We start from the raw sequence: 20494 nt of genomic DNA on the forward strand, positions 1-20494 counted from the left end.
TAGCGTCGCAGATTCCGGCACACTTCAATTTTGACGGGTGGGCACACAAGGCCGACATGCAGCATCGACCTCAGTTAATGTCCCTTCTGAACTGACTTCTTATCATTATTGGCTTCAGCTACTTGAGCGACAGGGATTCCGTCAGCCCGCCCGAAGGCAAGCAAACTGAATAAGGTCAAACCAAGTTGGCGCGAAGAATATCACGTCAGGGCAAACCCGCGCGTCTGTTCCCGACTTGAGAGTCTTTTTCCGCTCAGGACACTATCGGCCGACGAAGGCTGAACATGACCCCTGAAGACTAAGGATGTGGAACGAGTGCCTAAGTTCTGGATAACCTGCTAAGTTGTACGATGACTGACGAACAAGTCGCGCAGTCATCACCCATAACAACAAGGAAACAACTTCCATGACCAAAACCCGACTCCTCATCGGTTTCCTCTGCGCCTTTAACGGCTACGCCATGGCCGCCGCTGCCCCGGCGGAAAAAGATGTCGCCCAAGCGGTCGATCATTTGACCCAGGCAATGTTGCACAAGGACATCGCCGAACTGAATGCGCTCACCGCGCCCAACCTGACCTACGGCCATTCCAGTGGCAAGATTCAGGACAAGAAGGAATTCATTGCCGACATTGAAACCGGCAAGAGCGCGTTCAAGACCCTGGAAATGCAAAATCAGACCATCACCCTGTCCGGCGATACCGCGCTGGTACGCCACCACTTTTCCGCGCAGGCGTTGAAAGGAACCGAGGTGGTGCCGACCGAGATCGAGAACTTTCAGATCTGGCAGAAGCAGGATGGCAAGTGGTTGCTGGTGGGGCGGCAGGCGTTCAAGTTCTGATCGGGGTTAACCGACTCTGAATAGATGTTGACTGGGCTGCCGCCTTCGCGAGCAGGCTCGCTCCCACAGGGGAACGCATTCCAATGTGGGGCGAGCCTGCTCGCGAAAGCGGCAGCCCAGGCAATACAAATCTTCCTGGTCACAACCGAAACCGATCCACCGACTGCGCCAACTGCCCCGCCAGGCTCGACAACTCATCAGTCGTATTCGCCGTTTGCCCGATCACCCGGCTGTTGCCCTCGGACATCCCGGCAATCATTTCCACCTGATGGGCAATCTCGTTACTGGCCTGGCTCTGCTCGCCGATCGTGCGGGTGATGTCGTTGACCAGTTGCGTCGTGCTCAACGTCGCCTCGAGGATTTCGCGGATGGCCCGCTCGACATCCGCCGTCACCGCCATGCCCTTGTCGACCTGCGCGACACCCGCCTCCATGCTGCTGACTGCCTCGCGGGTGCTGTGCTGAATGCGCGCGACCATCGCAGCGATTTCCTGGGTGGAAGCGCTGGTGCGCGCCGCGAGACTGCGCACTTCGTCCGCGACCACGGCAAAACCCCGACCCTGCTCGCCGGCCCGGGCCGCTTCAATGGCGGCGTTGAGCGCCAGCAGATTGGTCTGGTCGGCGATGCTCTTGATCACCTGAATGATGTTGAAAATGGCTTCGGATTCCTGATCCAGTGTGCGGATCACCTGTGCCGACTGTTGCGCCGAACGCGCGATATCGTCCATGTCGCTGACCACTTGATGAATCACGCCACCGCCCTCTTTCGCCAGGGTTTCGGCTTGATTGGCCATGCTCAGGGCACGTTCGGCATGGCGGGTAATTTCCTCGATGCTCGCGGTCATCTGGCTCGCGGCGGCGGCCATGGTGCTGGCGGCGACGCTTTGTTGCTGACTGCTGTCGGCGACCTGATGGCAGCCGTGGCTGAGTTGTTCGCTCATGCCACTGACACCGTGAGCATTGCGCCGCACTACATCGATCATGTTGCGCAAGTCGCGCTGCATGGTCGCCAGCGTACGAATCAAGACACTGGCTTCGTCCTTGCCGGACGGCTCGGTGATCGGCTCGCTGAGGTTGCCGTGGGCGATGCTTTCGGCGATGCGACTGGCGGTCTTCAACGGCCCCATGATGCTCAGAATCACCCAGCGCCCCTGAATCAACAGGAGCACGAGGCTGGCGATCAACACCACGCCGAGCGCAACGTTGGCGCTGTGGATGGCTGATTCGGTTGCAGCGCTGGTCCGCCGCGTATTGGACTCGATCAACTCGCTCAACGCGGCCATTTGCTCTTCAAGCTGACCAAACACCGTGTTGAAGGTGCCCAGTTCCTGTTGCGCGGCATCAGGATTGTCCAGCGCCAACCCGACGATCCGTTCGCCCGCGTTGATGTAGGTATCGAGGCTCGGTTTGATCTGTTCCAGGGCCGTGCGCAATGTCGGGTTGATCGGCAGTTTGAGGTTTTCCTCGAGTACCTCACGGAAATGCCCGGCATGCTCGTTGATCGAATCACGTACCTCGCTCGCCGTGCTGGTGCTTTTGCCCAGCCCGACCAGCATCGCCGAGTAGACATCGGCGCGCAGGGCGTCGTGCATCATGTCGGCCTCCATGTGGTTGCGCAGCGCGCTCATGCTGACTGCGTTGTCGCTGACCGCCGAGGCCATCCGCTGGTTGCCGACGTAACTGACCAGACTGACGATCACGGCCGTCAGCAGACTTGTCACAATCAGCAACACTAAACGCAGTTTGATCGACACCTTGGTTTTCTCCTTGGCCACGCGCCGCAAGCGCCTGTCAGACCTTCAGTTAAGCCTATTTGTGCAGGTCTGCTGCACCAGAGCGTGTCGGCAGATGTCGGCATGACGGCCAAATGCCGCAAAACTTTCACAATGAGCGGCAAGTCTCACTTTTCAACGCGCACGGCCAACGCCTTCACCGCCAGTTAATGCCGGCAGGCTATTGAGTCCGTCGCTTTGAACACTCATGCAGCAAAAGGAGACGCCTATGAAACGCGCAATGTGGTTGGGTTTGCTTGGCACCTTGGCCATCGGCAGCGCCCAGGCGGCGACGGAAAAAGTCGCCATCAACCTGGTCAGCGCCGACGGTGCACCCCAAGCGATCGGTTCGGTCACCATCAGCGAAACCGCGTATGGCTTGTTGTTCACCCCGGATCTGAAGTCGCTGCCGGCCGGCATCCATGGCTTCCACGTGCATGAGAACGGCAGTTGCGAAGCCGGGATGAAGGATGGCGTGAAAGGTGCTGCACTGGCCGCTGGCGGGCATTTCGATCCGCAGAAAACCGGCAAGCACCTCGGCCCCTACGCCGACGGCCATCTGGGTGACTTGCCTGCGGTTTACGTGACCGCTGACGGTATCGCCAACTATCCGGTACTGGCGCCGCGTCTGAAAAAGATCTCCGAGATCAAGGGCCATGCGCTGATGATCCACGCCGGCGGCGACAACCACGCTGACATGCCCAAACCGCTGGGCGGTGGCGGTGACCGCATGGCTTGCGGGGTGATCTGATCCATCGCACATTCAAGACCGGGCCAAGACCGGGCAATCCGTCATGGCGTTGCCCGCGTCTGACTCGCAATAGCGCAGACTTTCCAGCCTCACGGAACTCCCACGGACCGCGCCCCTCTCACATTATGTAGTCCTTCCCTTTTTGCTTCGCGCTTGTGGAGGAACACCGTCATGCGCAAGTTAGTGCTCGTTTCTTCTTTACTCTTATGCCTGCCGGTCGGTTCGGCGTTGGCCCGCGTTGATGCGGGTGATGTCGCCACTTCGGCAGGTGTCTCCGCGTCGCTGTACTCGACCTTCAAGGATCACAAAATGGTGATCCCGGCCCGTGACGACTTGTCTGCATTTGTCGCCAGTGGCGGGGCCATCCGTGGGGTTTATCTTGAATCGGTGCTGCAACAGGTTCGCCAGGACAATCCTGGCCTGAACGCCAGTGATGAAGATCTCGCCAACGCGATTCTGGTGCATTACGAAGGCCTGAATCAGTAGCTGTCACGGATGAAGCAGCCGATGGACGGCCGCTGAAGGCACATAGGCAAAACTGTCCGACGGCCTCTATGATGGAGGCCATGACGACTTCTGTGCCTCTGCGCTCACCCTGCCCGCCCGGCGCCTGCATTTGCGGGCGCGATCCGTTGCTGGAGACACCCGGCGCGGATTTGCGCATCCTGCGCCTGACCCGCGAGGAAGAAAAAGTCCTGCTGGCGCGGCTGGAAAAACTCAAAGACCTCGCCGATCTCGAACACCTGAAACAACGCATGTATGAACAACTGGGACTGCGCGTTGAAGTCTCCCCCGGTTTCAACGAAGTTCGCACGATGCGTGGCATTGCCATTCAGATCGACGAGTTGCCGGGCCTGTGTCGCAAGACCCGCGCGGCCATCCCCGCCGCCATTCGTCGCGGCTTGGAACACCATCCCGAAATCGCCTTCGAACTGCTCAACGCCCACGACTTGCTGCGCGACACCTGATCACTTTTTCAGCCCGACGCGTTTACGCATCTCGGCGGTGATGCTCTGGCGGGTTTTCTTCATCTCGGCCCATGGCGCATCGCCAACTTCGGCCAGGCGCTCGTGCACGTTGTGCACGTTCCATTGATTACCGCCCTTGATCTCGGCAACTTCTTCGCGAAACAGCGGCACCGACACCGGTAAACCTTCGCGGGTACGCGCCGAATAAGCACAAATGGTGGTGGCGCCCAGACCGTTGCGCAGGTAATCGATGAATATCCGCCCGACGCGGTTCTTGGGCCCGGACACTGCGGAAAAGCGGTCGGGCAACAGCTTTGCCATATGGTTGACGATGGCATGGCTAAAGTCCTTGACCTCATCCCAGCCGAGCTTGCGGGTCAACGGCACGACCAGATGAATGCCCTTGCCGCCGCTGGTTTTAAGGAACGCTTTCAATCCCAGTTCATCGAGCACGGTCAGTGTCAGTGCCGTCGCTTCAACCATGCTTTTCCACGGCAGCGCCGGGTCCGGGTCAAGGTCGAGGACGAAGCGATCGGGTTTGTCCAGATCGACCGTGGTGGCGTTCCAGGTGTGCAGCTCGACGGTGCTCATCTGCACCGCGCCGATCAGCGCTTCGGCGTTGTTGATCAGCATCACTGGCTGCCCGGTGAGGTCTTTGTCCAGCGTGGTGATACCGGGGATCGCCAGGCGCTCGGCGTTTTTCTGGAAGAACAACTCGCCGGCGATGCCGTCCGGGGCGCGCACCAGTGCCACCGGGCGATCCTTGAGCTGCGGCAGGATCCATTCGGCGACGCTGGCGTAATACTCGGCCAGTTGCATCTTGGTGGTGCCGCTGACCGCGTCGATGACTCGATCCGGGTGGGTGATGCGCACTTTGTTGTTGGCCAGTCCGAGTTGCGACGGCGCGGTGTCGACTTTGCTCGCTGGGGCTTTTTTCGTGGTTTTTTTCGCGGCGGTTTTCTTCTCTGCGGTCTTCACGGGTTTCGCTCGCTCCTCAGTGATGTCCTTGGCCGGTTTGTCATCGCGCAAGCCATGGAAGACAGCGTGGCGCACCGAGCCGTCCTTGGTCATTTCGGCAAACGCGACCTCCGCCAGCAGTTTTGGCTTGAGCCAGTGCACGCCTTTGACCTCGAATCCGCTCGGTGGATTGGCCACAGCGGCTTTCTTCACCTGCAAGGGTTTGAGTTGCGCGAGGATGCTTTTCAACGTCGATTCGTTAAAGCCAGTGCCGACCTTGCCGGCGTAGCGCAACTCGCCACTGTCGCGATAATGCAGCCCCAGCAACAAGGCACCGAACGCACTGCGCGAACCTTTCGGATCGGTGTAACCAACGATCACGAACTCCTGACGATGCTTGCACTTGAGCTTGATCCAGTCGCTGCTGCGCCGTGACACATACGGCGAGCCGAGGCGTTTACCGATCAGGCCTTCCATCTGCATCTGGCAGGCGCTGTTGAGCAATGCGTCCGGCGTTTCGTCAAAGGCTTCGGAGAAGCGCAGCAACGGCTGCTCATGGCTGCCAAGCACCGTGGCCAATGCGGCGCGACGCTCTTCGACCGGCACTTCACGCAGGTCGACGCCGTTGAGATACGGCAGATCAAACAGGTAGTAGAGAATGTTGCCGCTGCGCCCGGCCTCGAACGCATTTTGCAGGGCCTGAAAGTCTGGCACGCCTTGTTCATTGGCAATGACCATTTCACCGTCAAGCCACGCCGATTCCAATCCCAGCGCGGCCAGGGCTGCGGCCTGTTGCGGCAGTTTGTGCGTCCAGTCGTGACCGTTGCGCGTGAACAGTTGCACCTGATCACGATCAATGCGCGCCATGATCCGGTAGCCGTCGAACTTGATCTCGTAGCTCCACTGGCCTTCGGGCGCGCTGTCGACCAGGGTGGCCAGTTCTGGTTTGAGCTGCGCCGGCAATTTGGCCTTGTGCGCGCCGGTGAGCTTGCCGCTCGCAGGTTTGCGGGTTTTCGCCGCTGGCTTGTTCAGCGGTTTGCTTTGCTCGGCGGCCAATTTGGGTTTGTCGACGATCGTGCGTTCGCTCAGCACACTGTCCGGCTCGGCCAGCAGTACATCGTAATCATCCTGCGGCCGTGCGGCGTTGTCCTGATGTTTGATCAGAAACCATTGCTCCTTCTTGCCCGGCATGTGCGTGCGCACCAGGTTCCAGATGCCGCCAAGCTTCTCGCCTTGCAGTTCGAACTTGAGCTTGCCCTTTTCGTAGGCCTTGTGCGGATCTTCCAGCGGAATCCATACGCCACGATCCCAGACAATCACATCGCCAGCACCGTAATGCCCTTCGGGAATGCTGCCCTCGAACGTCGCGTAATCCAGCGGATGATCTTCGACATGCACCGCCAGCCGCTTGACCTTGGGGTCGAGCGACGGCCCTTTCGGCACTGCCCAGCTCTTCAGTGCGCCATCGAGTTCCAGGCGAAAGTCGTAATGCAGGTGCGACGCGTCGTGCTTCTGGATGCAGAACTGCAAGGCGTGATCCTTCGCGGATTTGCGACCCGAGCGCTTGTTGGCTGCCGGTTCCGAAGTCGCCGAAAAATCGCGCATGCGGTTGTAGTCGTCGAGGTTTCTGTTCATCGCGCACCTGCCTTGCTTCAGCCAATTCGGGTCACGGTCAGCGCCACCACGGCGATACGGTCGACCCGTTGATAACCGGGGTTGAGCAGTTCTTCGCCGAAGACATCCGGATCGAGTTCGCGGTAGGTCCAGCCGAAGCGCTTCTCGTCCAGTCGCGGCAGCACGGTGTCGAGAAACGGGTCGCGACCATCGACCATCGCCACACCGGTGTAGAGCAGCAGCGAACCGCCGGGTGCCAGTCGATTCAGCGCCTGCTCGACAATGCGCAGCGACAGCCCCGCCCCCAGCGTCCCGCCGCCGTGACGATAAGCGCGCTCTGCCGGATCGGCCATGTACGGCGGGTTGGCGACGATCAGGTCAAATTCGCCGTCGGCCCCCTGCAGCAGATCACTGGCGTGCACCTCGACGTTGGCGACCTCCGCCAAGGCGGCGTTGATCGCGGTCAGACGCAGCGCTACGGGGTTGATATCCAGCGCCAGCACGTGTGCCTCGCGACGGGCACGGCCGATCAGGATTGCCCCGACGCCCGCCCCGCAACCGATGTCCACCGCGCGATGGATGGGCGCGAAGTTCTGTTGCAGGTGAGCGTGGATCAGTTGCGCAAAACGATAGGTGTCCGGGCCAAAAAATACCGCATCCGCCGCCTCGGTGGGGAATGCCGAATGCACGAACAGCAAATCATCCAGGCTCGACCAGCGCACGCGACTCTTCAGGTGGCCTTCGTAATTATCAATGACCTGAGCGTCTTGCAACTGCCGCTGTTCGTCCGCCGACAACAATCCCGGTGCGAACGGTCGCGACCAGCCGAAGACGTCACGCAAAGAGTCGGCCATCTGCCCCTCATCACGCTGGTTGACCCGTTGATGGGTCAACGGCGTCGGGGTGATGAACCGATAGCCGTCTGCCAACAAGCGTCGGCCCAGTTGCAGCAGCACGAGGTCGTTGGGGCAGAGTTGTTCTTCCTGATTCATCGGCAATTTCCTTAAGGCAAACGGGATTTGAGTTCGATAAAACGACGGGTAGCGAGCAGTCCGGCCGGATGTGCATGGCGGGCCGGTGCGAGCCAGGGGATCAGAATTGCCATCTGCGCGATGGCATCCTGACCTTGCAGCGCGGCGTTGAGCGCATGGACGTCGGGGTCCTGTTCAAGCCCTTCGATGGACGCTGCGGTGTGACTGTGTCGCCGAACAGGTTTCGCTTTATCCGATGGTGTCCAGTCGCCGGCAATCCAGTCGTGCACCAGCTGTTTTTCGTAGGCATTGAACACGCCGAACATCGCCGCACCGTCGCCGGCGATCAGTTGCCAAAAGCGACTGGCCTGCGGGTCTTCATGTCGTTTGATCCAGCCTTTGTCTTGCAATGCTTGAAGAAAACCGGGCAATTGCTCCGGTGCGGCGAGCCACTGATTGACGGTCTTCCCTTCGAAGCGGCAGTAATCGGAGTGCATGTGCTGGGCGAACGGACACTTGCGTTCAAGCATCGCCAGCAACTCACGCTCAAGGTCGAAACCTTCGATGATCGCGCGGCTGCCCTGCCCTAGGTCGTTGAGCCGATAGCCCAGCGCTACCCGGCGCAAAAACTCGCCGCGATCGGCCTCAAGGGGCAGCAGATCGAGCGCCGCCTGCACAGCCTTTTGCGCATGGCCCGTGCTGGCGTTGTCGATGGTCACATGCAGGGTGAAGTAGTAGGGATCGATGCCTAGCTCACTGAGTTCGTAACTGCTGACCAACAGGTGCAACGGCAGTTGTTCATAGCCGAGGTTGTAGCCGATCACTTCGGGCAAGTAATCCATACCGCAGACACCGAGCGCCAGTTGTATCGCGCCTTGCAGGTAGCGTTCATCGTCGATGGCGCTGCCATCCTGCAAATCGTGCTCGGCGAGTAATTTCTGGTAAATCACCACGTGATTTTGCGCCGGATTGCCTTCGCCCAGTTCTTCCAGAAAAGTTCGCAGCAGGCCTTGGAAACGCGGGTCCTGCCAGCGCGGCAACAGCCCATGGAGCCAAGCGCCATCGACCAGTTTGGTCGGTGCGACCGCTTGCAGAAAATACAGTGCCTGCGCCTTGCCACGGAAGAATTGCCGAGGCCCGCCGGCCTTGCGCTGCTGCAGGTAATCGGCGTATTGCCGGGCGACATCGGCGCAGTGTTCGGCCACCCAGGCGTGCCAGGTCGTGGGATCTTCGGGCAGAGAGTCGGCCAGTTGCGCGGCATGTTGCAGTTGCTCCTGCAAAAATGCCTGAGCGAGGTCCGGGGAATTATCATCACGCAACAACGCTTCATAGACCTGCCGGATGTTACCGGCGGTGTTCATTGCTTGCGGTTGGGCAGGTCCGGCCTGCAGGTGTGTCAGGACAGTCATGGCAAAATTCTCGGTCGGTTGGCAGGACGCTGTTCCACACGCCTCTACAGCAGCAGAGAGGCAGCGCCTGCGAAAAATTCAATCGACGTGAAAAATGCCCGGACGGACGGCGAAGCAGCTCCTTGGCGGAGCTGCGGGTGGCAATGATTTTTTTAACGTGACTTCAGGCCTGACCTTTGGCCTGTTGTTCCAGATGCACTTGTAAGTCGGGATCGATCTGCAGTGCGGCGGCCAGTTCATCCAGATAGCTGCGCTCGGCGTCCTGCTGGTCGTCCACGAGGATCACGCTGACCAGATACATTTCAGCGGCCATGGCCGGATCGCCTTTGGCCGCCTGCGCGACTTCGTTGGCGTCCAGCGGTTTCGAGACTTCGTCATCAAACCATTGCTGCAATTGTGGGTCGTCGGTGTGTTTGCTGATTTCCCCATTGATCATCTGTTGTTCCCGGGCGTCGATCTCACCGTCAGCCTTGGCCGCCGCAATCAACGCGCGCAACACAGCATGGCCGTGCTCCTCGACTTCCGGCCCGGCAAGCAGATTCGCCGTTTGCGGGACCTGTTGCGGGGCCGCGCTGGCCTGACTGCGTTGCCAGGCTTGATACGCCTGATAGGCCATCATCCCCAGTGACGCCAGCGCCGCATAGTTGGTGCCGCCGGAGCGACTTTGCGTGCCGCCCCCACCGCCCAGTGCCCCACCCAATGCGCCGCCAAGACCACCACCGGCACCGCCGCCGAGCAAACCACCGAGCAAGCCGCCCAAGCCGCCAGGTCCACCGGCAGATCCGCCGCCGCTGGCGGTGCCCGAGCCGCCTCCGAGCAGACCACCCAGTAAGCCACCGAGGCCGCCCAAACCATCACCGGCGGAGGCTGAAGATTGTTGTCCCGCCGAGGCCTGGCCTCGCAGCAGTTGTTCGAGCAAATCGCTGGTGTTCATGACGTCATCCTCAGGCAAGGGCAGTGACTGCGTCTGGCAACGATAGACCCCGACAGCCATTGCGCCAGCACCGTTTGGCTGAGACTCGAAGCTGCGGCGATTTCGCCCGCGTTTTTTTTCGCCGGCCAGCTAAGATTTATCAGTGGTGAACCTTATCCCGGCCAGACCGGTCGATAGCTGCAACCCCGACCCGGTTTGCCGGCGCCCTTATTGTCCAAGGGTGATACCCGGCTTGCTTCACTTTCTGGAGAACGCCCCCGTGATATCGACCGTACACATCGCCAGGCTCAAAGCATGGGGCGCCCATGGTTTTACCGCGACTGGCGTGGTCACTGCCTTTCTGGCCACCCTCGCCCTTTTGGAAAACCAGCCGACCCACTGCCTGATGTGGCTGGGCGTGGCGCTGATTGTCGATGGTCTCGACGGCGCACTGGCGCGCAAGGTCAACGTGCAATCGGTGCTGCCGAGCTTCGACGGTTCGATCCTCGATCTGGTGATCGATTACCTGACATACGTGTTCATCCCGGCGCTGTTCATCTATCGCTACATTCCGTTGCCCGACTACACCCTGTTGCTGACCGTGTCGCTGATTCTGGTGTCGTCGCTGTTCTGCTTCTGCAACGTCAATATGAAGAGCAAGGACAACTACTTTGTCGGCTTTCCGGCGGCGTGGAATGTGGTCGCGCTGTGTTTGTACATCATCGGACCGGGACCGTGGATCACCTTCCTGACCGTGATCGGCCTGGCGTTGCTGACGGTGACGCGAATGAAGTTCCTGCACCCGTTCCGCGTGCGCCGGTTCATGCCGATCAACATTGCGGTGACGGCAATCTGGCTGCTGTGCAGTTTGTCGCTGGTGCTCAACCACCCGGTGATCAACCCGTTGGTGATGGGGTTGTGGTTGCTGATGTCGGCGTATTTTCTGGGAATCTGCATCTGGCGCACGGCGCTGGAGTGGTTTGAGCGGCCGCAGGTGAAATAGGCATTCCGCGCCAACTACATTTACCCTTGTGGGAGCGAGCCTGCTCGCGAAAGCGCTGTGTCATTCAACTTAGATGTTGTCTGACACTCCGTCTTCGCGAGCAGGCTCGCTCCCACAGGGGATCACCACAAATTTGAAATCGGTTGTGTGCCTCACCGTTTGTTAATCACCACCTCCAGATACTCGCTCGGCACCACCAGCGACTCCTCCCCCGCCCGGTTCAAACGATTGAGCAAATCCGCCAGATCACTTTCCAGCGCCTGCCCGCTCTCCGGCGGGAGTGCCGCGAAGGCCTTGTGCACCGGCCCGTACCAATGGCGGAAAATGTCGATGAAGTGCGCGGCCGAGCGATAGCGAAAATTGAACTCGCGCCGCGTCACACGCAGCAGAAAATCACGGTCATCGAAATGCTTGTGCAGCCAGGCATCGGAGCCCCAGTTCGAGGGGGGCTGGGCACCGGCAGGCGGTGGCAGATGTCGGCCAAGGATCTTGAACATCTGCCCAACGAAACCTTCCGGGGTCCAGTTGGCCAGGCCGATCCGCCCGCCACGGCGACAGACCCGTCCCAGTTCGGTGGCAGCCTTGTCCTGGTCCGGCGCAAACATCACGCCAAAGGTCGACAGCACCGCGTCGTAACTCTCATCGGCAAACGGCAATGCCTCGGCGTCAGCGACCTGAAACGTCACGTCGAGATGCTCTGCGCGGGCACGATCCTGGCCGCGTTCCAGCAGCGCCGCGACATAGTCGGTCGAGGTGACCAGACAACCGCGTCGCGCCGCTGCCAGCGTGGCATTACCGTTGCCGGCAGCGACATCCAGCACCTCTTCATCACAACGCAGGTCGCAGGCTTCGGCGAGGTTTTCGCCGACGATTTGCAATGTGGTGCCGATCACGGCGTAGTCGCCACTGGCCCAGGCGACTTTCTGGCGTTCCTTCAAGGCAGTCAGATCAATCGGGGTACTCATAAACGTGAGCTCCGCTGCAGGTTGGGCCGGTGATCATTCGGCCGTGGTCGGATCGATGACCGTCACCACACGCGCCACACTGTTGGCCGGAAAACCACCGAGTCTGGCGTGTTCACGTACCTGCTCTTCATCAGGTGCGATGTACACGCAATAGACTTTGTCAGCGGTGACGTAACTCTGCAGCCACTGCACCTGCGGGCCAAGTTCGCGCAACGCCTGACACGACGTTTGCGACACAGCCTGAAGTTCTGCTTGCGACAGCTTTCCGGCCCCTGGAATCTCGCGTTCAATCACGAATTTCGGCATGGCAACCTCGCGCTCTTGTTATGTGGCAAGGCCGGCAGTGACCCTGCTCCTGCACTATCGCGCCGAGACCGCTCGGCGTCCCTGCCAATCGTCTGTCAACCCCGCAAAACCGGGGGTTTGCCGATGAGCGGCGGAAATCTGTAAAGCGGCTGGAACACCTTGAGCATTGCCAAGGTTCGGCTATTGGTTTCTGATGCGTTCTCGCTTCTGGAACGGACTCGACTGATGTCATTGCAAATCGATTGGCTCGCGCACCACATGCACCACAGCGACCGTTATGCTCAATGGATCCACCAACAATTCCCCTACGAATACGTCGACCACCCGCTGGCCAAGTGGCAGCGTGAATTTGCCGAGGGCCAAAGCAATGGCGACTGGTCCTGTCTGATCGCCATGGACGGTGAACACCTGCTCGGCGGCGCCGCGCTGGCACGCGATGACCTTGCCCTGCGCCCTGATCTCGGACCTTGGCTGGCCTGCGTGTTTGTCAGCCCCGACGCACGCGGGCAAGGTCTGGCTGAACGCTTGATTGAGGGGGTTTTCCGGGAGGCGAAAGACTGCGGGTTTGCGCGTCTGTATCTGCACACACAGAACAAGCAGGACTACTACGCCAAACGCGGCTGGCAGGTGCTGGAGCGTTTTCGTGCCTGGGACAACGAGCAATGGCTCATGGTGCGCGACCTCTGAGCCATTGGTTTGGTTGATCAAGCGGCAGGCGCCTTCGCCTCTTGCAGCAACTGCTGGATCATCTGCTCCTGCGCTTCGTAGCGCCCTTCGCCGAAGTGGCTGTAACGCACCTGCCCCTTGGCGTCGATCAGGTAATGCGCCGGCCAGTACTGATTGTCGAAGTTGCGCCAGATCGCATAGTTGTTATCGATGGCCACCGGGTAGGTGATGCCGAGCTTTTCCACCTGATCTCTGACGTTGTCGATGATCCGCTCGTAACCGTATTCGGGGGTGTGCACGCCGATCACCACGAGCCCGTCTTTTTCGTATTTCTTCGCCCAGTCTTTGACGTACGGCAACGTGTGCTGGCAGTTGATGCAGTCGTAGGTCCAGAAATCCACCAGCACCACTTTGCCACGCAGGGCTTCAGCGTTCAGCTCGGGCGAGTTCAGCCATTGCACCGCGCCGGAAAGTGACGGCATCGCCCCTTTGCCCTCCTCCATCGGCGAGTCCGCACGGACTTTGCTGACGAAGTAGTCGACCACTTTCGGCACGTTTTCCAGCACGCTTTTCTCGACGCTGGCCACGCCTTGGGAGGACGTGTTCGCCAGCAAGGTTTTATCGAAGCCGGTGGCAATCACCGCCGCCGTCGCGAGCACCGCAACACCGGCACCACGGCGCAACCAGCCGGTGAACGGAATCGACGGTTTCAGGCGATTGACCAAGCCGCGCCCGGTGAAAATCAGCGTGCCCAGCGACAACGCACTGCCGGCGCCATAGGCCAGCAGCAACAGACTGGTCTGCGCGTTGGCGCCTTGCAGCATGGCGCCGGTGAGGATCACGCCGAGAATCGGTCCGGCGCAGGGTGCCCACAGCAGTCCCGTGGCCACGCCGAGCATGATCGAGCCCATCGGCCCGGCCTTTTTCCGCGTGTCCGGGTCGAGGCGATTGCCGAGCATCACCAAGGGACGTGTCAGCCAGTCACCGATGCGCGCCGAGATCAGCGACAGGGCGAACACACTCATCACGATCAGCGCAACGTAACGGCTGCTGTTGCTGGCCTGAATCACCCATTCGCTACTGACCACAGCGAGGCTTGAGATCAGCGCGAAGGTCAGGGCCATGCCGCCGAGGGTCAGCAGAGTCGAGGTGCGGCTGCGTTGGGCACCGGCAAACAGAAACGGCACCACCGGCAGAATGCAGGGGCTGAGCACGGTCAACAGACCGCCGAGAAATGCGATGAGATACATAGTGAATCACCCTTGATCAATGATTGTGACGAGCCGTTCAGACGCTCTGGCTTTCCAGCCATTGGCTCTGCGGCGTGCGACTTGAGCCGTTCTCGGCAAATAGCTGGCCCTGTGGCGTGCGGCTGGAGCCGTCCGCAGCCATCAGGCCATCGCTGCCCTGCTTGGCCAGCGGCGTCAGTTGAAAGCAGCTGCCGCTGTGGCAGCTATGCTGTTCAACCGCAGCGTTGGCATGGGCGGCGACACCGGCCAGGGAGAAAGCGACGGCGGTGAAAAAGCGCGAGACGTTGTTCATGGTGTTGATCCTTCTATAAAGAGTTGGCCTGATTGCCGCTGATGACTCAGTTGTCGTTGTTGCAACCGTCGGCAAATTTGCTGTAATCGAGTACGCGGGTCTGACCGGCCGAATCGAGGTAGGTCATGCGCGCCTCGACGATGCCGCAGGACACCGAGTTGTCCTGTTTCAGCGAGATCACTTTCTGGATATCCAGGTGGGTGCCGTAGGTGTAGGTTTGCGGGGTGAGAGCGGCTTCGGCGCGGGCCGACAACATGCAGATGTTCAGCGCGGCAAACAGGCAGGCGGCGATTACGGATTTGTTGTTCATGGCGTTTTCCTCAAGGCTTCAGTGGGTTTGAGCCGAGGCGGTCTGTGTGTGCCTCGATGGAGCCTATTTGAGGCTCGCGAGGTATCGCGTCTGTGTCAGGAACAGGCGCGTTTCAATCGCTGTGTATCCCTGCCAGTGAGGGATACACAGCGATACAAAACCCTGAAAAAACCGCGTTTTTGCGTGCTCATGTATCCGTTGTCACGGCAGATACACTGCAATACAAAGGCAGGCAGGCGAGCCGCACGAGGCTCGATAGACTGCACGGCATTCCCCTTTGATAGAGGTTCGGACCCGATGGAACATGTCGATCACATTCTCATCGTCGATGACGACCGCGAGATCCGTGAACTGGTGGGTAACTACCTGAAGAAAAACGGCCTGCGCACCACGGTGGTCGCCGATGGCCGGCAGATGCGCAGCTTTCTCGAAGCCAACACCGTCGATCTGATCGTGCTCGACATCATGATGCCCGGCGACGATGGCCTGCAGTTGTGCCGGGAATTGCGCGTCGGCAAACACAAAGCCACGCCGGTTCTGATGCTGACCGCGCGCAACGATGAAACCGATCGCATCATCGGCCTGGAAATGGGCGCCGACGACTACCTGACCAAACCGTTCGCCGCCCGCGAACTGCTGGCGCGGATCAACGCCGTGCTGCGCCGCACGCGGATGCTGCCGCCGAATCTGGTGGTCACCGAGGCCGGTCGCTTGCTCGCCTTCGGCCGTTGGCAACTGGATACCTCGGCCCGCCACCTGCTCGACAAGGACGGCACCATGGTCGCCCTCAGCGGTGCCGAATATCGATTGCTGCGGGTTTTTCTCGATCACCCGCAACGGGTGCTCAGCCGCGATCAACTGCTCAATCTCACGCAGGGCCGTGACGCTGACCTGTTCGACCGCTCGATCGATTTGCTGGTCAGCCGTTTGCGCCAGCGTCTGCTCGATGATGCGCGCGAGCCGGCCTACATCAAGACCGTGCGCAGCGAGGGTTACGTGTTCTCGCTGCCGGTCGAGATTCTCGGGGCGCCGGCATGACCGGCAATCTGCACTGGCCGCGCACCCTCGCCTCGCGCCTGTCGCTGATTTTCCTGATCGGCTTGCTGCTGGCCCAGGCATTGTCGTTCGGTGCGCAGTATTACGAGCGTTACCAGAGTGCGAAAAACACCATGCTCGGCAATCTGCAAACCGACGTGTCGACCTCGATTGCGATCCTCGATCGCTTGCCTGCCGAAGAGCGTCCGGCCTGGCTCACGCGTCTGGCGCGGGCCAATTACGGCTATCTGTTGAGCGAAGGCGAAGCGGGTACGCCGATCGGCGCCAGTGATGTACCGATCGCCGTCACCTCGATCACCGAAGCCATCGGCGAGCAATACCCGCTGACCTTCACCGATATTCCCGGACCGAAAAAACACTTTCAGGGCCATTTGCGCCTGAGCGACGGCAGCCCGGTGACCATCGACGTGCGCCCGGCGATGGCCCCGCTGTCGCCGTGGTTGCCGGTGGTTTTGCTCGGCCAGTTGGCGCTGATGCTCGCCTGCACCTGGCTGGCGGTGCGCATTGCGATCCGCCCTTTGACCCGTCTGGCCAACGCCGTGGAAACCCTCGATCCCAACGCCCACCCGATCAGCCTCGACGAAAAAGGCCCGACCGAAGTGGTTTACGCCGCGCGTGCATTCAACGCGATGCAGGCGCGTATCGCCGCCTACCTCAAAGAACGCATGCAACTGCTGGCGGCGATTTCCCATGACCTGCAAACGCCGATCACGCGGATGAAACTGCGCGCCGAGTTCATGGACGATTCGGCGGAGAAAGACAAACTGTGGAATGACCTCAGCGAGATGGAACATCTGGTGCGCGAAGGCGTGGCCTACGCACGCAGCATCCATGGCTCGACCGAAGAAAGCCGCCGCACCAACATGGATTCCTTCCTCGAAAGCCTGGTGTTCGACTATCAGGACATGGGCAAGCAGGTGCAACTGGTCGGCAAGAGTGCAACGGTCATCGACACTCGGCCCCATGCCTTGCGCCGGGTATTGGTGAACCTGACCGACAACGCGCTGAAGTTCGCCGGCGCCGCCGAAGTCTGGGTCGAAGCCAATAAGGGCAGTCTGGCGATCACTGTCATGGATCGCGGCCCGGGCATCGCCGACGCCGAACTGGCGCAAGTGCTGCAACCTTTCTACCGCGTGGAGAACTCACGTAATCGCGACACTGGCGGCACCGGCCTTGGGTTGGCGATCGCCCAGCAACTGGCCATGGCGTTGGGTGGCTCGTTGACCTTGAGCAACCGCGAGGGTGGCGGGTTGTGTGCGGAACTGAAACTCCCTCTCAATCTTTGAAGGCTACATAAACCCTGTAGGAGTGAGCCTGCTCGCGATTGCGTCCTTCCATTCAATGCGGGTTGACTGGAAGGACGCAATCGCAAGCAGGCTCACTCCTACAATGGCTTGTATCCATTCAAGCTATGCCGATCACCTGGTCCTCATGCATCTGCTGCAACAACATCAGGCCGTTGTCCTTGAACAAATTGCTGGCAGGCTGCCCGGCCTCCTGCGCCAGGGCTTGCAACTGCTCGCGCCCCGTCAACGGTGCAAACTCGGTGATGCGCTGCAACAAGCGCCAGGCCAGCGGACTCAGCTCGGAAAACTTCACGCTCCAGTCCGCCGTACGCCGCACCAGCAACAGCGTCGGTTGCGCCGGTGGCGTGGCTGGCTGATGATCCGGATCGAGTTCATGCACCGGCCAGACATACGCCAGTGGCCAGGCCAGTGCCGAGATCTGCAGCGGACGCTCCAGCAACTGTGCCGGATCCGTTGCCGGCAGCGCTTGGGCATCCGATTGCTGCAGGACCATCTCGACCCATTCGTAATGCGCCAGCTCCAGCAGGAACGCCGGCCACTGCCCCTCTCGCAGCACCTGCGGTTGCGTGGCGAGATAGTCGAGAAACGTTTCGGCAATCTCTCCAAATTTCGGGGTCTGCGCCCGCCAGTCGCGCAAAAAGCCGCGCACCAGCAGACCCCAGCGTTGCTCCCCGATAATGCGGATCAGCACCGGAAACGTGCCGCTTAACAGTTGCGATACGTTGTTGAACACCAGATCGCGATAGACGTTGACCCGCGCCGCATTCATGTTGGCCGGGGGCGTCTGATGTTCGGGATCACGCAAATATCGAGTCAGCGCCTGTTGTTGCTGCATCAGGTTATCCACGAAAGCCACCCTCCGCTTGCAAGTGGCGAATGGTCTGCAACTCGACGACCAGCTCGGAAAACGCCGGAAAGTTGAAATCCCGTTCAAGCAAGGTCGGCTGCGCGCCAAACCGCGCATAGGCTTCGGCCAGCAGCGCCCACACCACCGGTTTCACCGAGGCGCCGTGAGTATCGATTTTCAACGTATCGGACTCATCGAAATGCCCAGCCACATGCATACCGACCACCCTGCCCGGCTCGATAGCGGCGAGAAACGCTTGCGGATCAAATCCGTGGTTGATCGCATTGACGTAGACATTGTTGACGTCCAGCAGCAGGTCGCAATCGGCCTCGCGCAAAACGGCGTTGGTGAAGCTCACCTCGTCCATGTCCTGACGCGGTGCGGCGTAGTAGGAAACGTTTTCCACGGCCAGACGCCGGCCGAGAATGTCCTGAGCCTGACGGACTCGCGCGGCGACGTGGTGCACCGCTTCTTCGGTGAACGGCAACGGCAGCAAGTCATAGAGATGCCCGTCATCGCTGCAGTAACTCAGGTGTTCGCTGTACAGCGGCACATTGTAGTGATCGAGAAACACCCGGATTTCCTGCAGGAACCCGACATCCAGCGGCGCCGAGCCACCGAGCGACAGCGACAAGCCGTGGCAGGACAACGGGTAGCGTTCAGCCAGTTCACGCAACGCCGCACCGTGGGCACCACCAACGCCGATCCAGTTTTCCGGGGCGACTTCGAGGAAATCGAAATCACCGGTTGGAGCCGCTTGCAGGTCTTTGAGCAGGCCACGGCGCAGGCCGAGGCCGACGCTCGGTTGCAGTAATGAGACAGGCGTTTGCATAGGGAGTACCTCAGCAGTGGGTTTTCTCCAGTTGAAGCGCTGGCTGTATCGCTGGTGTGTACAACTGACTAAACATTTGCAGCTCGATGTATCTCTCATCAACCGCGATACACAGTGATACACGTTGAAAAACCTGTGGGAGCGAGCCTGCTTGCGAAGACTGCTGAACAGTCGACAACGACGTTGACTGTGCCGGCCCCTTCGCGAGCAGGCTCGCTCCCACAGGTATTTCAGTGTTCACAAATCCAGCGTCCCCCCCAGACCGGGGCTAGACTCCTTTATTACCCAGTCGAGGGGGACGCAGGACGTCAGCCGTGCCCTGCCCAACTCCGTGACCACCGCCCGGTGGCGCACGCCTCGACCTTCAACGCCGCCGGACCGTGATCCTGTTTCAGGAGCACACATGATGGACGAGGCGAAGCTCAACCAATTCATGGGCAAACTGGTCAACGACATGGGCGGCGCGGCGATGCTGGCCAATGTCATCGTCGGCGAAGAGCTCGGTTTGTATCGGGCGATGGCCGACAGTCAGCCGATCAGTGCTGATGCCCTTGCCGCTAAAACCACCTGCAACCCGCGTCTGGTGCGCGAATGGCTCAGCGCTCACGCGGCATCGGGTTACATGGAGCACCATGACGGCCAATTCCGTTTGCCGGAAGAACAGGCGCTGGCCCTGGCCGTCGAAGACTCGCCGGTCTACGTTGCCGGCGGGCTCGGCGTGGTGGCGTCGTTTTTCCATGACAAGGACAAACTGGTCAAAGCCATGCGCGGCAATGGCGCCCTGCCGTGGGGCGATCACCATCCGTGCATGTTCAGCGGCACCGAGCGCTTCTTCCGGCCCGGCTACAAGGGCCACTTGATCGCCGAATGGCTACCGGCGCTGGACGGTGTGGTAGCAAAACTGGAGGAAGGCGCCAAAGTCGCCGACATCGGCTGCGGTCACGGCGCCTCGACGGTGATCATGGCCCAGGCGTTTCCCAACTCGCGCTTCGTCGGCTACGACTATCACGCGCCCTCGATCACCGTCGCCACCCAGCGCGCCGAGGAAGGAGGCGTCAGCAGCCGGGCGAAGTTTTTTCAGGGCTCGGCGAAAAGCTACCCGGGCAATGACTACGACCTGATCTGCTATTTCGACTGCCTGCACGACATGGGCGACCCGGTCGGTGCCGCCCGTCACGCCTATGATTCACTGAAGGACGACGGCACGGTGTTGCTGGTCGAACCGTTCGCCAACGACACGCTGGACGACAACATCAACCCGGTCGGGCGGCTGTTCTACGCAGCCTCGACGTTTATCTGCACACCGAACTCGCTGTCGCAGGAAGTCGGCCTCGGCCTGGGTGCGCAAGCCGGGGAAATGCGCTTGCGTAAAGTATTTTTCGAGGCTGGGTTCAAGCAGTTCCGTCGGGCCACGCAAACGCCGTTCAATCTGATTCTGGAGGCGCGCAAGTAAGTGTTTCGGATGCGT

The 20494-nt window shown here is 60.4% G+C and carries 21 protein-coding genes; 9 read left to right on the plus strand and 12 right to left on the minus strand.

Annotation, left to right across the window (positions count from 1 at the left end; all coding sequences use genetic code 11):
* The first annotated feature begins 406 nt into the window (after positions 1–406).
* Positions 407–838 (plus strand): nuclear transport factor 2 family protein, encoded by a 432-nt coding sequence (locus tag L8H52_RS07595; RefSeq protein ID WP_242206497.1) that lies wholly within the window; start codon positions 407–409, stop codon positions 836–838.
* 139 nt (positions 839–977) lie between these two features.
* Here the strand turns inward: L8H52_RS07595 and L8H52_RS07600 are convergent, their stop codons facing one another.
* Positions 978–2591 carry a methyl-accepting chemotaxis protein gene (locus L8H52_RS07600; protein ID WP_242206499.1) on the minus strand — a complete coding sequence of 538 codons (1614 nt, stop codon included), beginning with the start codon at positions 2589–2591 and terminating at the stop codon, positions 978–980.
* A 247-nt stretch (positions 2592–2838) separates the two neighbouring features.
* Here L8H52_RS07600 and sodC point away from each other — a divergent pair, with 247 nt between their 5' ends.
* The 3 genes from sodC (at position 2839) to L8H52_RS07615 (ending at position 4328) form a co-directional block, all read left to right on the plus strand.
* Positions 2839–3360: a superoxide dismutase [Cu-Zn] SodC gene (gene sodC / locus L8H52_RS07605; RefSeq protein WP_242206501.1), complete on the plus strand. Its 522-nt coding sequence runs from the start codon at positions 2839–2841 to the stop codon at positions 3358–3360.
* A gap of 171 nt (positions 3361–3531) precedes the next feature.
* The gene (locus L8H52_RS07610) at positions 3532–3846 is read left to right on the plus strand and encodes a DUF2388 domain-containing protein (protein ID WP_122594408.1); all 315 of its coding nucleotides are present in this window, start codon (positions 3532–3534) and stop codon (positions 3844–3846) included.
* 80 nt (positions 3847–3926) lie between these two features.
* Positions 3927–4328 carry a hypothetical protein gene (locus L8H52_RS07615; protein WP_242206503.1) on the plus strand — a complete coding sequence of 134 codons (402 nt, stop codon included), beginning with the start codon at positions 3927–3929 and terminating at the stop codon, positions 4326–4328.
* On the opposite strand, the gene ligD is transcribed toward L8H52_RS07615, so the two are convergent.
* From ligD to L8H52_RS07635, 4 genes are all read right to left on the minus strand, one after another.
* A complete protein-coding gene (gene ligD / locus L8H52_RS07620; RefSeq protein ID WP_242206505.1) occupies positions 4329–6920 on the minus strand; it encodes a DNA ligase D in 2592 nt (863 codons plus the stop codon).
* A gap of 17 nt (positions 6921–6937) precedes the next feature.
* Positions 6938–7891, minus strand: coding sequence for a class I SAM-dependent methyltransferase (locus tag L8H52_RS07625; protein ID WP_242206507.1), 954 nt, complete (start codon positions 7889–7891; stop codon positions 6938–6940).
* Positions 7892–7902: 11 nt separating this feature from the next.
* Positions 7903–9279 carry an iron-containing redox enzyme family protein gene (locus tag L8H52_RS07630; RefSeq protein WP_242206509.1) on the minus strand — a complete coding sequence of 459 codons (1377 nt, stop codon included), beginning with the start codon at positions 9277–9279 and terminating at the stop codon, positions 7903–7905.
* A gap of 163 nt (positions 9280–9442) precedes the next feature.
* Positions 9443–10213, minus strand: coding sequence for a tellurite resistance TerB family protein (locus L8H52_RS07635; RefSeq protein ID WP_242206511.1), 771 nt, complete (start codon positions 10211–10213; stop codon positions 9443–9445).
* A 259-nt stretch (positions 10214–10472) separates the two neighbouring features.
* Between L8H52_RS07635 and pcsA the strand changes: the two genes are divergently transcribed.
* Entirely contained in the window at positions 10473–11195 is a 723-nt protein-coding gene (gene pcsA, locus L8H52_RS07640; protein ID WP_105709010.1) for a phosphatidylcholine synthase, read from the plus strand.
* Positions 11196–11347: 152 nt separating this feature from the next.
* Here pcsA and L8H52_RS07645 read toward each other — a convergent pair whose 3' ends face one another.
* The gene (locus tag L8H52_RS07645; protein WP_242206513.1) at positions 11348–12160 is read right to left on the minus strand and encodes a class I SAM-dependent methyltransferase; all 813 of its coding nucleotides are present in this window, start codon (positions 12158–12160) and stop codon (positions 11348–11350) included.
* 33 nt (positions 12161–12193) lie between these two features.
* The gene (locus tag L8H52_RS07650; protein ID WP_180699504.1) at positions 12194–12466 is read right to left on the minus strand and encodes a DUF4242 domain-containing protein; all 273 of its coding nucleotides are present in this window, start codon (positions 12464–12466) and stop codon (positions 12194–12196) included.
* A gap of 225 nt (positions 12467–12691) precedes the next feature.
* On the opposite strand from L8H52_RS07650, the gene L8H52_RS07655 reads away from it, so the two are divergent.
* Positions 12692–13153: a GNAT family N-acetyltransferase gene (locus tag L8H52_RS07655; RefSeq protein ID WP_242206515.1), complete on the plus strand. Its 462-nt coding sequence runs from the start codon at positions 12692–12694 to the stop codon at positions 13151–13153.
* Between the two features lie 17 nt (positions 13154–13170).
* On the opposite strand, the gene L8H52_RS07660 is transcribed toward L8H52_RS07655, so the two are convergent.
* From L8H52_RS07660 to L8H52_RS07670, 3 genes are read right to left on the minus strand one after another with little or no spacing between them, the layout of a single operon-like run.
* Positions 13171–14382, minus strand: a complete 1212-nt coding sequence (locus L8H52_RS07660) for a cytochrome c biogenesis protein DipZ (RefSeq protein ID WP_242206517.1) — start codon at positions 14380–14382, stop codon at positions 13171–13173.
* A gap of 37 nt (positions 14383–14419) precedes the next feature.
* Positions 14420–14674 carry a hypothetical protein gene (locus L8H52_RS07665; protein ID WP_242206520.1) on the minus strand — a complete coding sequence of 85 codons (255 nt, stop codon included), beginning with the start codon at positions 14672–14674 and terminating at the stop codon, positions 14420–14422.
* Between the two features lie 46 nt (positions 14675–14720).
* Positions 14721–14984, minus strand: a complete 264-nt coding sequence (locus L8H52_RS07670; RefSeq protein ID WP_242206522.1) for a DUF2790 domain-containing protein — start codon at positions 14982–14984, stop codon at positions 14721–14723.
* Between the two features lie 297 nt (positions 14985–15281).
* Here L8H52_RS07670 and L8H52_RS07675 point away from each other — a divergent pair, with 297 nt between their 5' ends.
* Both L8H52_RS07675 and L8H52_RS07680 read left to right on the plus strand, forming a co-directional pair.
* Positions 15282–16022, plus strand: coding sequence for a response regulator (locus L8H52_RS07675; protein WP_064392669.1), 741 nt, complete (start codon positions 15282–15284; stop codon positions 16020–16022).
* The gene (locus L8H52_RS07680) at positions 16019–17326 is read left to right on the plus strand and encodes an ATP-binding protein (protein ID WP_242206524.1); all 1308 of its coding nucleotides are present in this window, start codon (positions 16019–16021) and stop codon (positions 17324–17326) included. Before L8H52_RS07675 ends, L8H52_RS07680 begins: the two co-directional genes overlap by 4 nt.
* A 118-nt stretch (positions 17327–17444) precedes the next feature.
* Here the strand turns inward: L8H52_RS07680 and L8H52_RS07685 are convergent, their stop codons facing one another.
* Positions 17445–18194: a putative DNA-binding domain-containing protein gene (locus L8H52_RS07685; protein ID WP_242206527.1), complete on the minus strand. Its 750-nt coding sequence runs from the start codon at positions 18192–18194 to the stop codon at positions 17445–17447.
* Complete coding sequence (locus L8H52_RS07690; RefSeq protein WP_242206529.1) at positions 18187–19026, minus strand: DUF692 domain-containing protein; 840 nt, start codon at positions 19024–19026, stop codon at positions 18187–18189. Before L8H52_RS07690 ends, L8H52_RS07685 begins: the two co-directional genes overlap by 8 nt.
* Before the next feature lie 406 nt (positions 19027–19432).
* Here L8H52_RS07690 and L8H52_RS07695 point away from each other — a divergent pair, with 406 nt between their 5' ends.
* Positions 19433–20479: a class I SAM-dependent methyltransferase gene (locus L8H52_RS07695; protein WP_242206571.1), complete on the plus strand. Its 1047-nt coding sequence runs from the start codon at positions 19433–19435 to the stop codon at positions 20477–20479.
* The last annotated feature ends 15 nt before the right edge of the window (positions 20480–20494 follow it).

The sequence above is a fragment of the Pseudomonas sp. CROZ-RG-20F-R04-15 genome (genome assembly GCF_022662375.1).
Taxonomy (GTDB): Bacteria; Pseudomonadota; Gammaproteobacteria; order Pseudomonadales; family Pseudomonadaceae; genus Aquipseudomonas.

Excerpts from the sequence above, each read along its gene's own strand:
- L8H52_RS07595 (WP_242206497.1), top strand. The coding sequence starts at position 407 with ATGACCAAAACCCGACTCCTCATCGGTTTCCTCTGCGCCTTTAACGGC.
- sodC (WP_242206501.1), top strand. The coding sequence starts at position 2,839 with ATGAAACGCGCAATGTGGTTGGGTTTGCTTGGCACCTTGGCCATCGGC.
- L8H52_RS07610 (WP_122594408.1), top strand. The coding sequence starts at position 3,532 with ATGCGCAAGTTAGTGCTCGTTTCTTCTTTACTCTTATGCCTGCCGGTC.
- L8H52_RS07615 (WP_242206503.1), top strand. The coding sequence starts at position 3,927 with ATGACGACTTCTGTGCCTCTGCGCTCACCCTGCCCGCCCGGCGCCTGC.
- ligD (WP_242206505.1), bottom strand. The coding sequence starts at position 6,920 with ATGAACAGAAACCTCGACGACTACAACCGCATGCGCGATTTTTCGGCG.
- L8H52_RS07625 (WP_242206507.1), bottom strand. The coding sequence starts at position 7,891 with ATGAATCAGGAAGAACAACTCTGCCCCAACGACCTCGTGCTGCTGCAA.
- L8H52_RS07630 (WP_242206509.1), bottom strand. The coding sequence starts at position 9,279 with ATGACTGTCCTGACACACCTGCAGGCCGGACCTGCCCAACCGCAAGCA.
- L8H52_RS07635 (WP_242206511.1), bottom strand. The coding sequence starts at position 10,213 with ATGAACACCAGCGATTTGCTCGAACAACTGCTGCGAGGCCAGGCCTCG.
- L8H52_RS07645 (WP_242206513.1), bottom strand. The coding sequence starts at position 12,160 with ATGAGTACCCCGATTGATCTGACTGCCTTGAAGGAACGCCAGAAAGTC.
- L8H52_RS07650 (WP_180699504.1), bottom strand. The coding sequence starts at position 12,466 with ATGCCGAAATTCGTGATTGAACGCGAGATTCCAGGGGCCGGAAAGCTG.
- L8H52_RS07655 (WP_242206515.1), top strand. The coding sequence starts at position 12,692 with ATGTCATTGCAAATCGATTGGCTCGCGCACCACATGCACCACAGCGAC.
- L8H52_RS07660 (WP_242206517.1), bottom strand. The coding sequence starts at position 14,382 with ATGTATCTCATCGCATTTCTCGGCGGTCTGTTGACCGTGCTCAGCCCC.
- L8H52_RS07665 (WP_242206520.1), bottom strand. The coding sequence starts at position 14,674 with ATGAACAACGTCTCGCGCTTTTTCACCGCCGTCGCTTTCTCCCTGGCC.
- L8H52_RS07670 (WP_242206522.1), bottom strand. The coding sequence starts at position 14,984 with ATGAACAACAAATCCGTAATCGCCGCCTGCCTGTTTGCCGCGCTGAAC.
- L8H52_RS07675 (WP_064392669.1), top strand. The coding sequence starts at position 15,282 with ATGGAACATGTCGATCACATTCTCATCGTCGATGACGACCGCGAGATC.
- L8H52_RS07680 (WP_242206524.1), top strand. The coding sequence starts at position 16,019 with ATGACCGGCAATCTGCACTGGCCGCGCACCCTCGCCTCGCGCCTGTCG.
- L8H52_RS07690 (WP_242206529.1), bottom strand. The coding sequence starts at position 19,026 with ATGCAAACGCCTGTCTCATTACTGCAACCGAGCGTCGGCCTCGGCCTG.
- L8H52_RS07695 (WP_242206571.1), top strand. The coding sequence starts at position 19,433 with ATGGACGAGGCGAAGCTCAACCAATTCATGGGCAAACTGGTCAACGAC.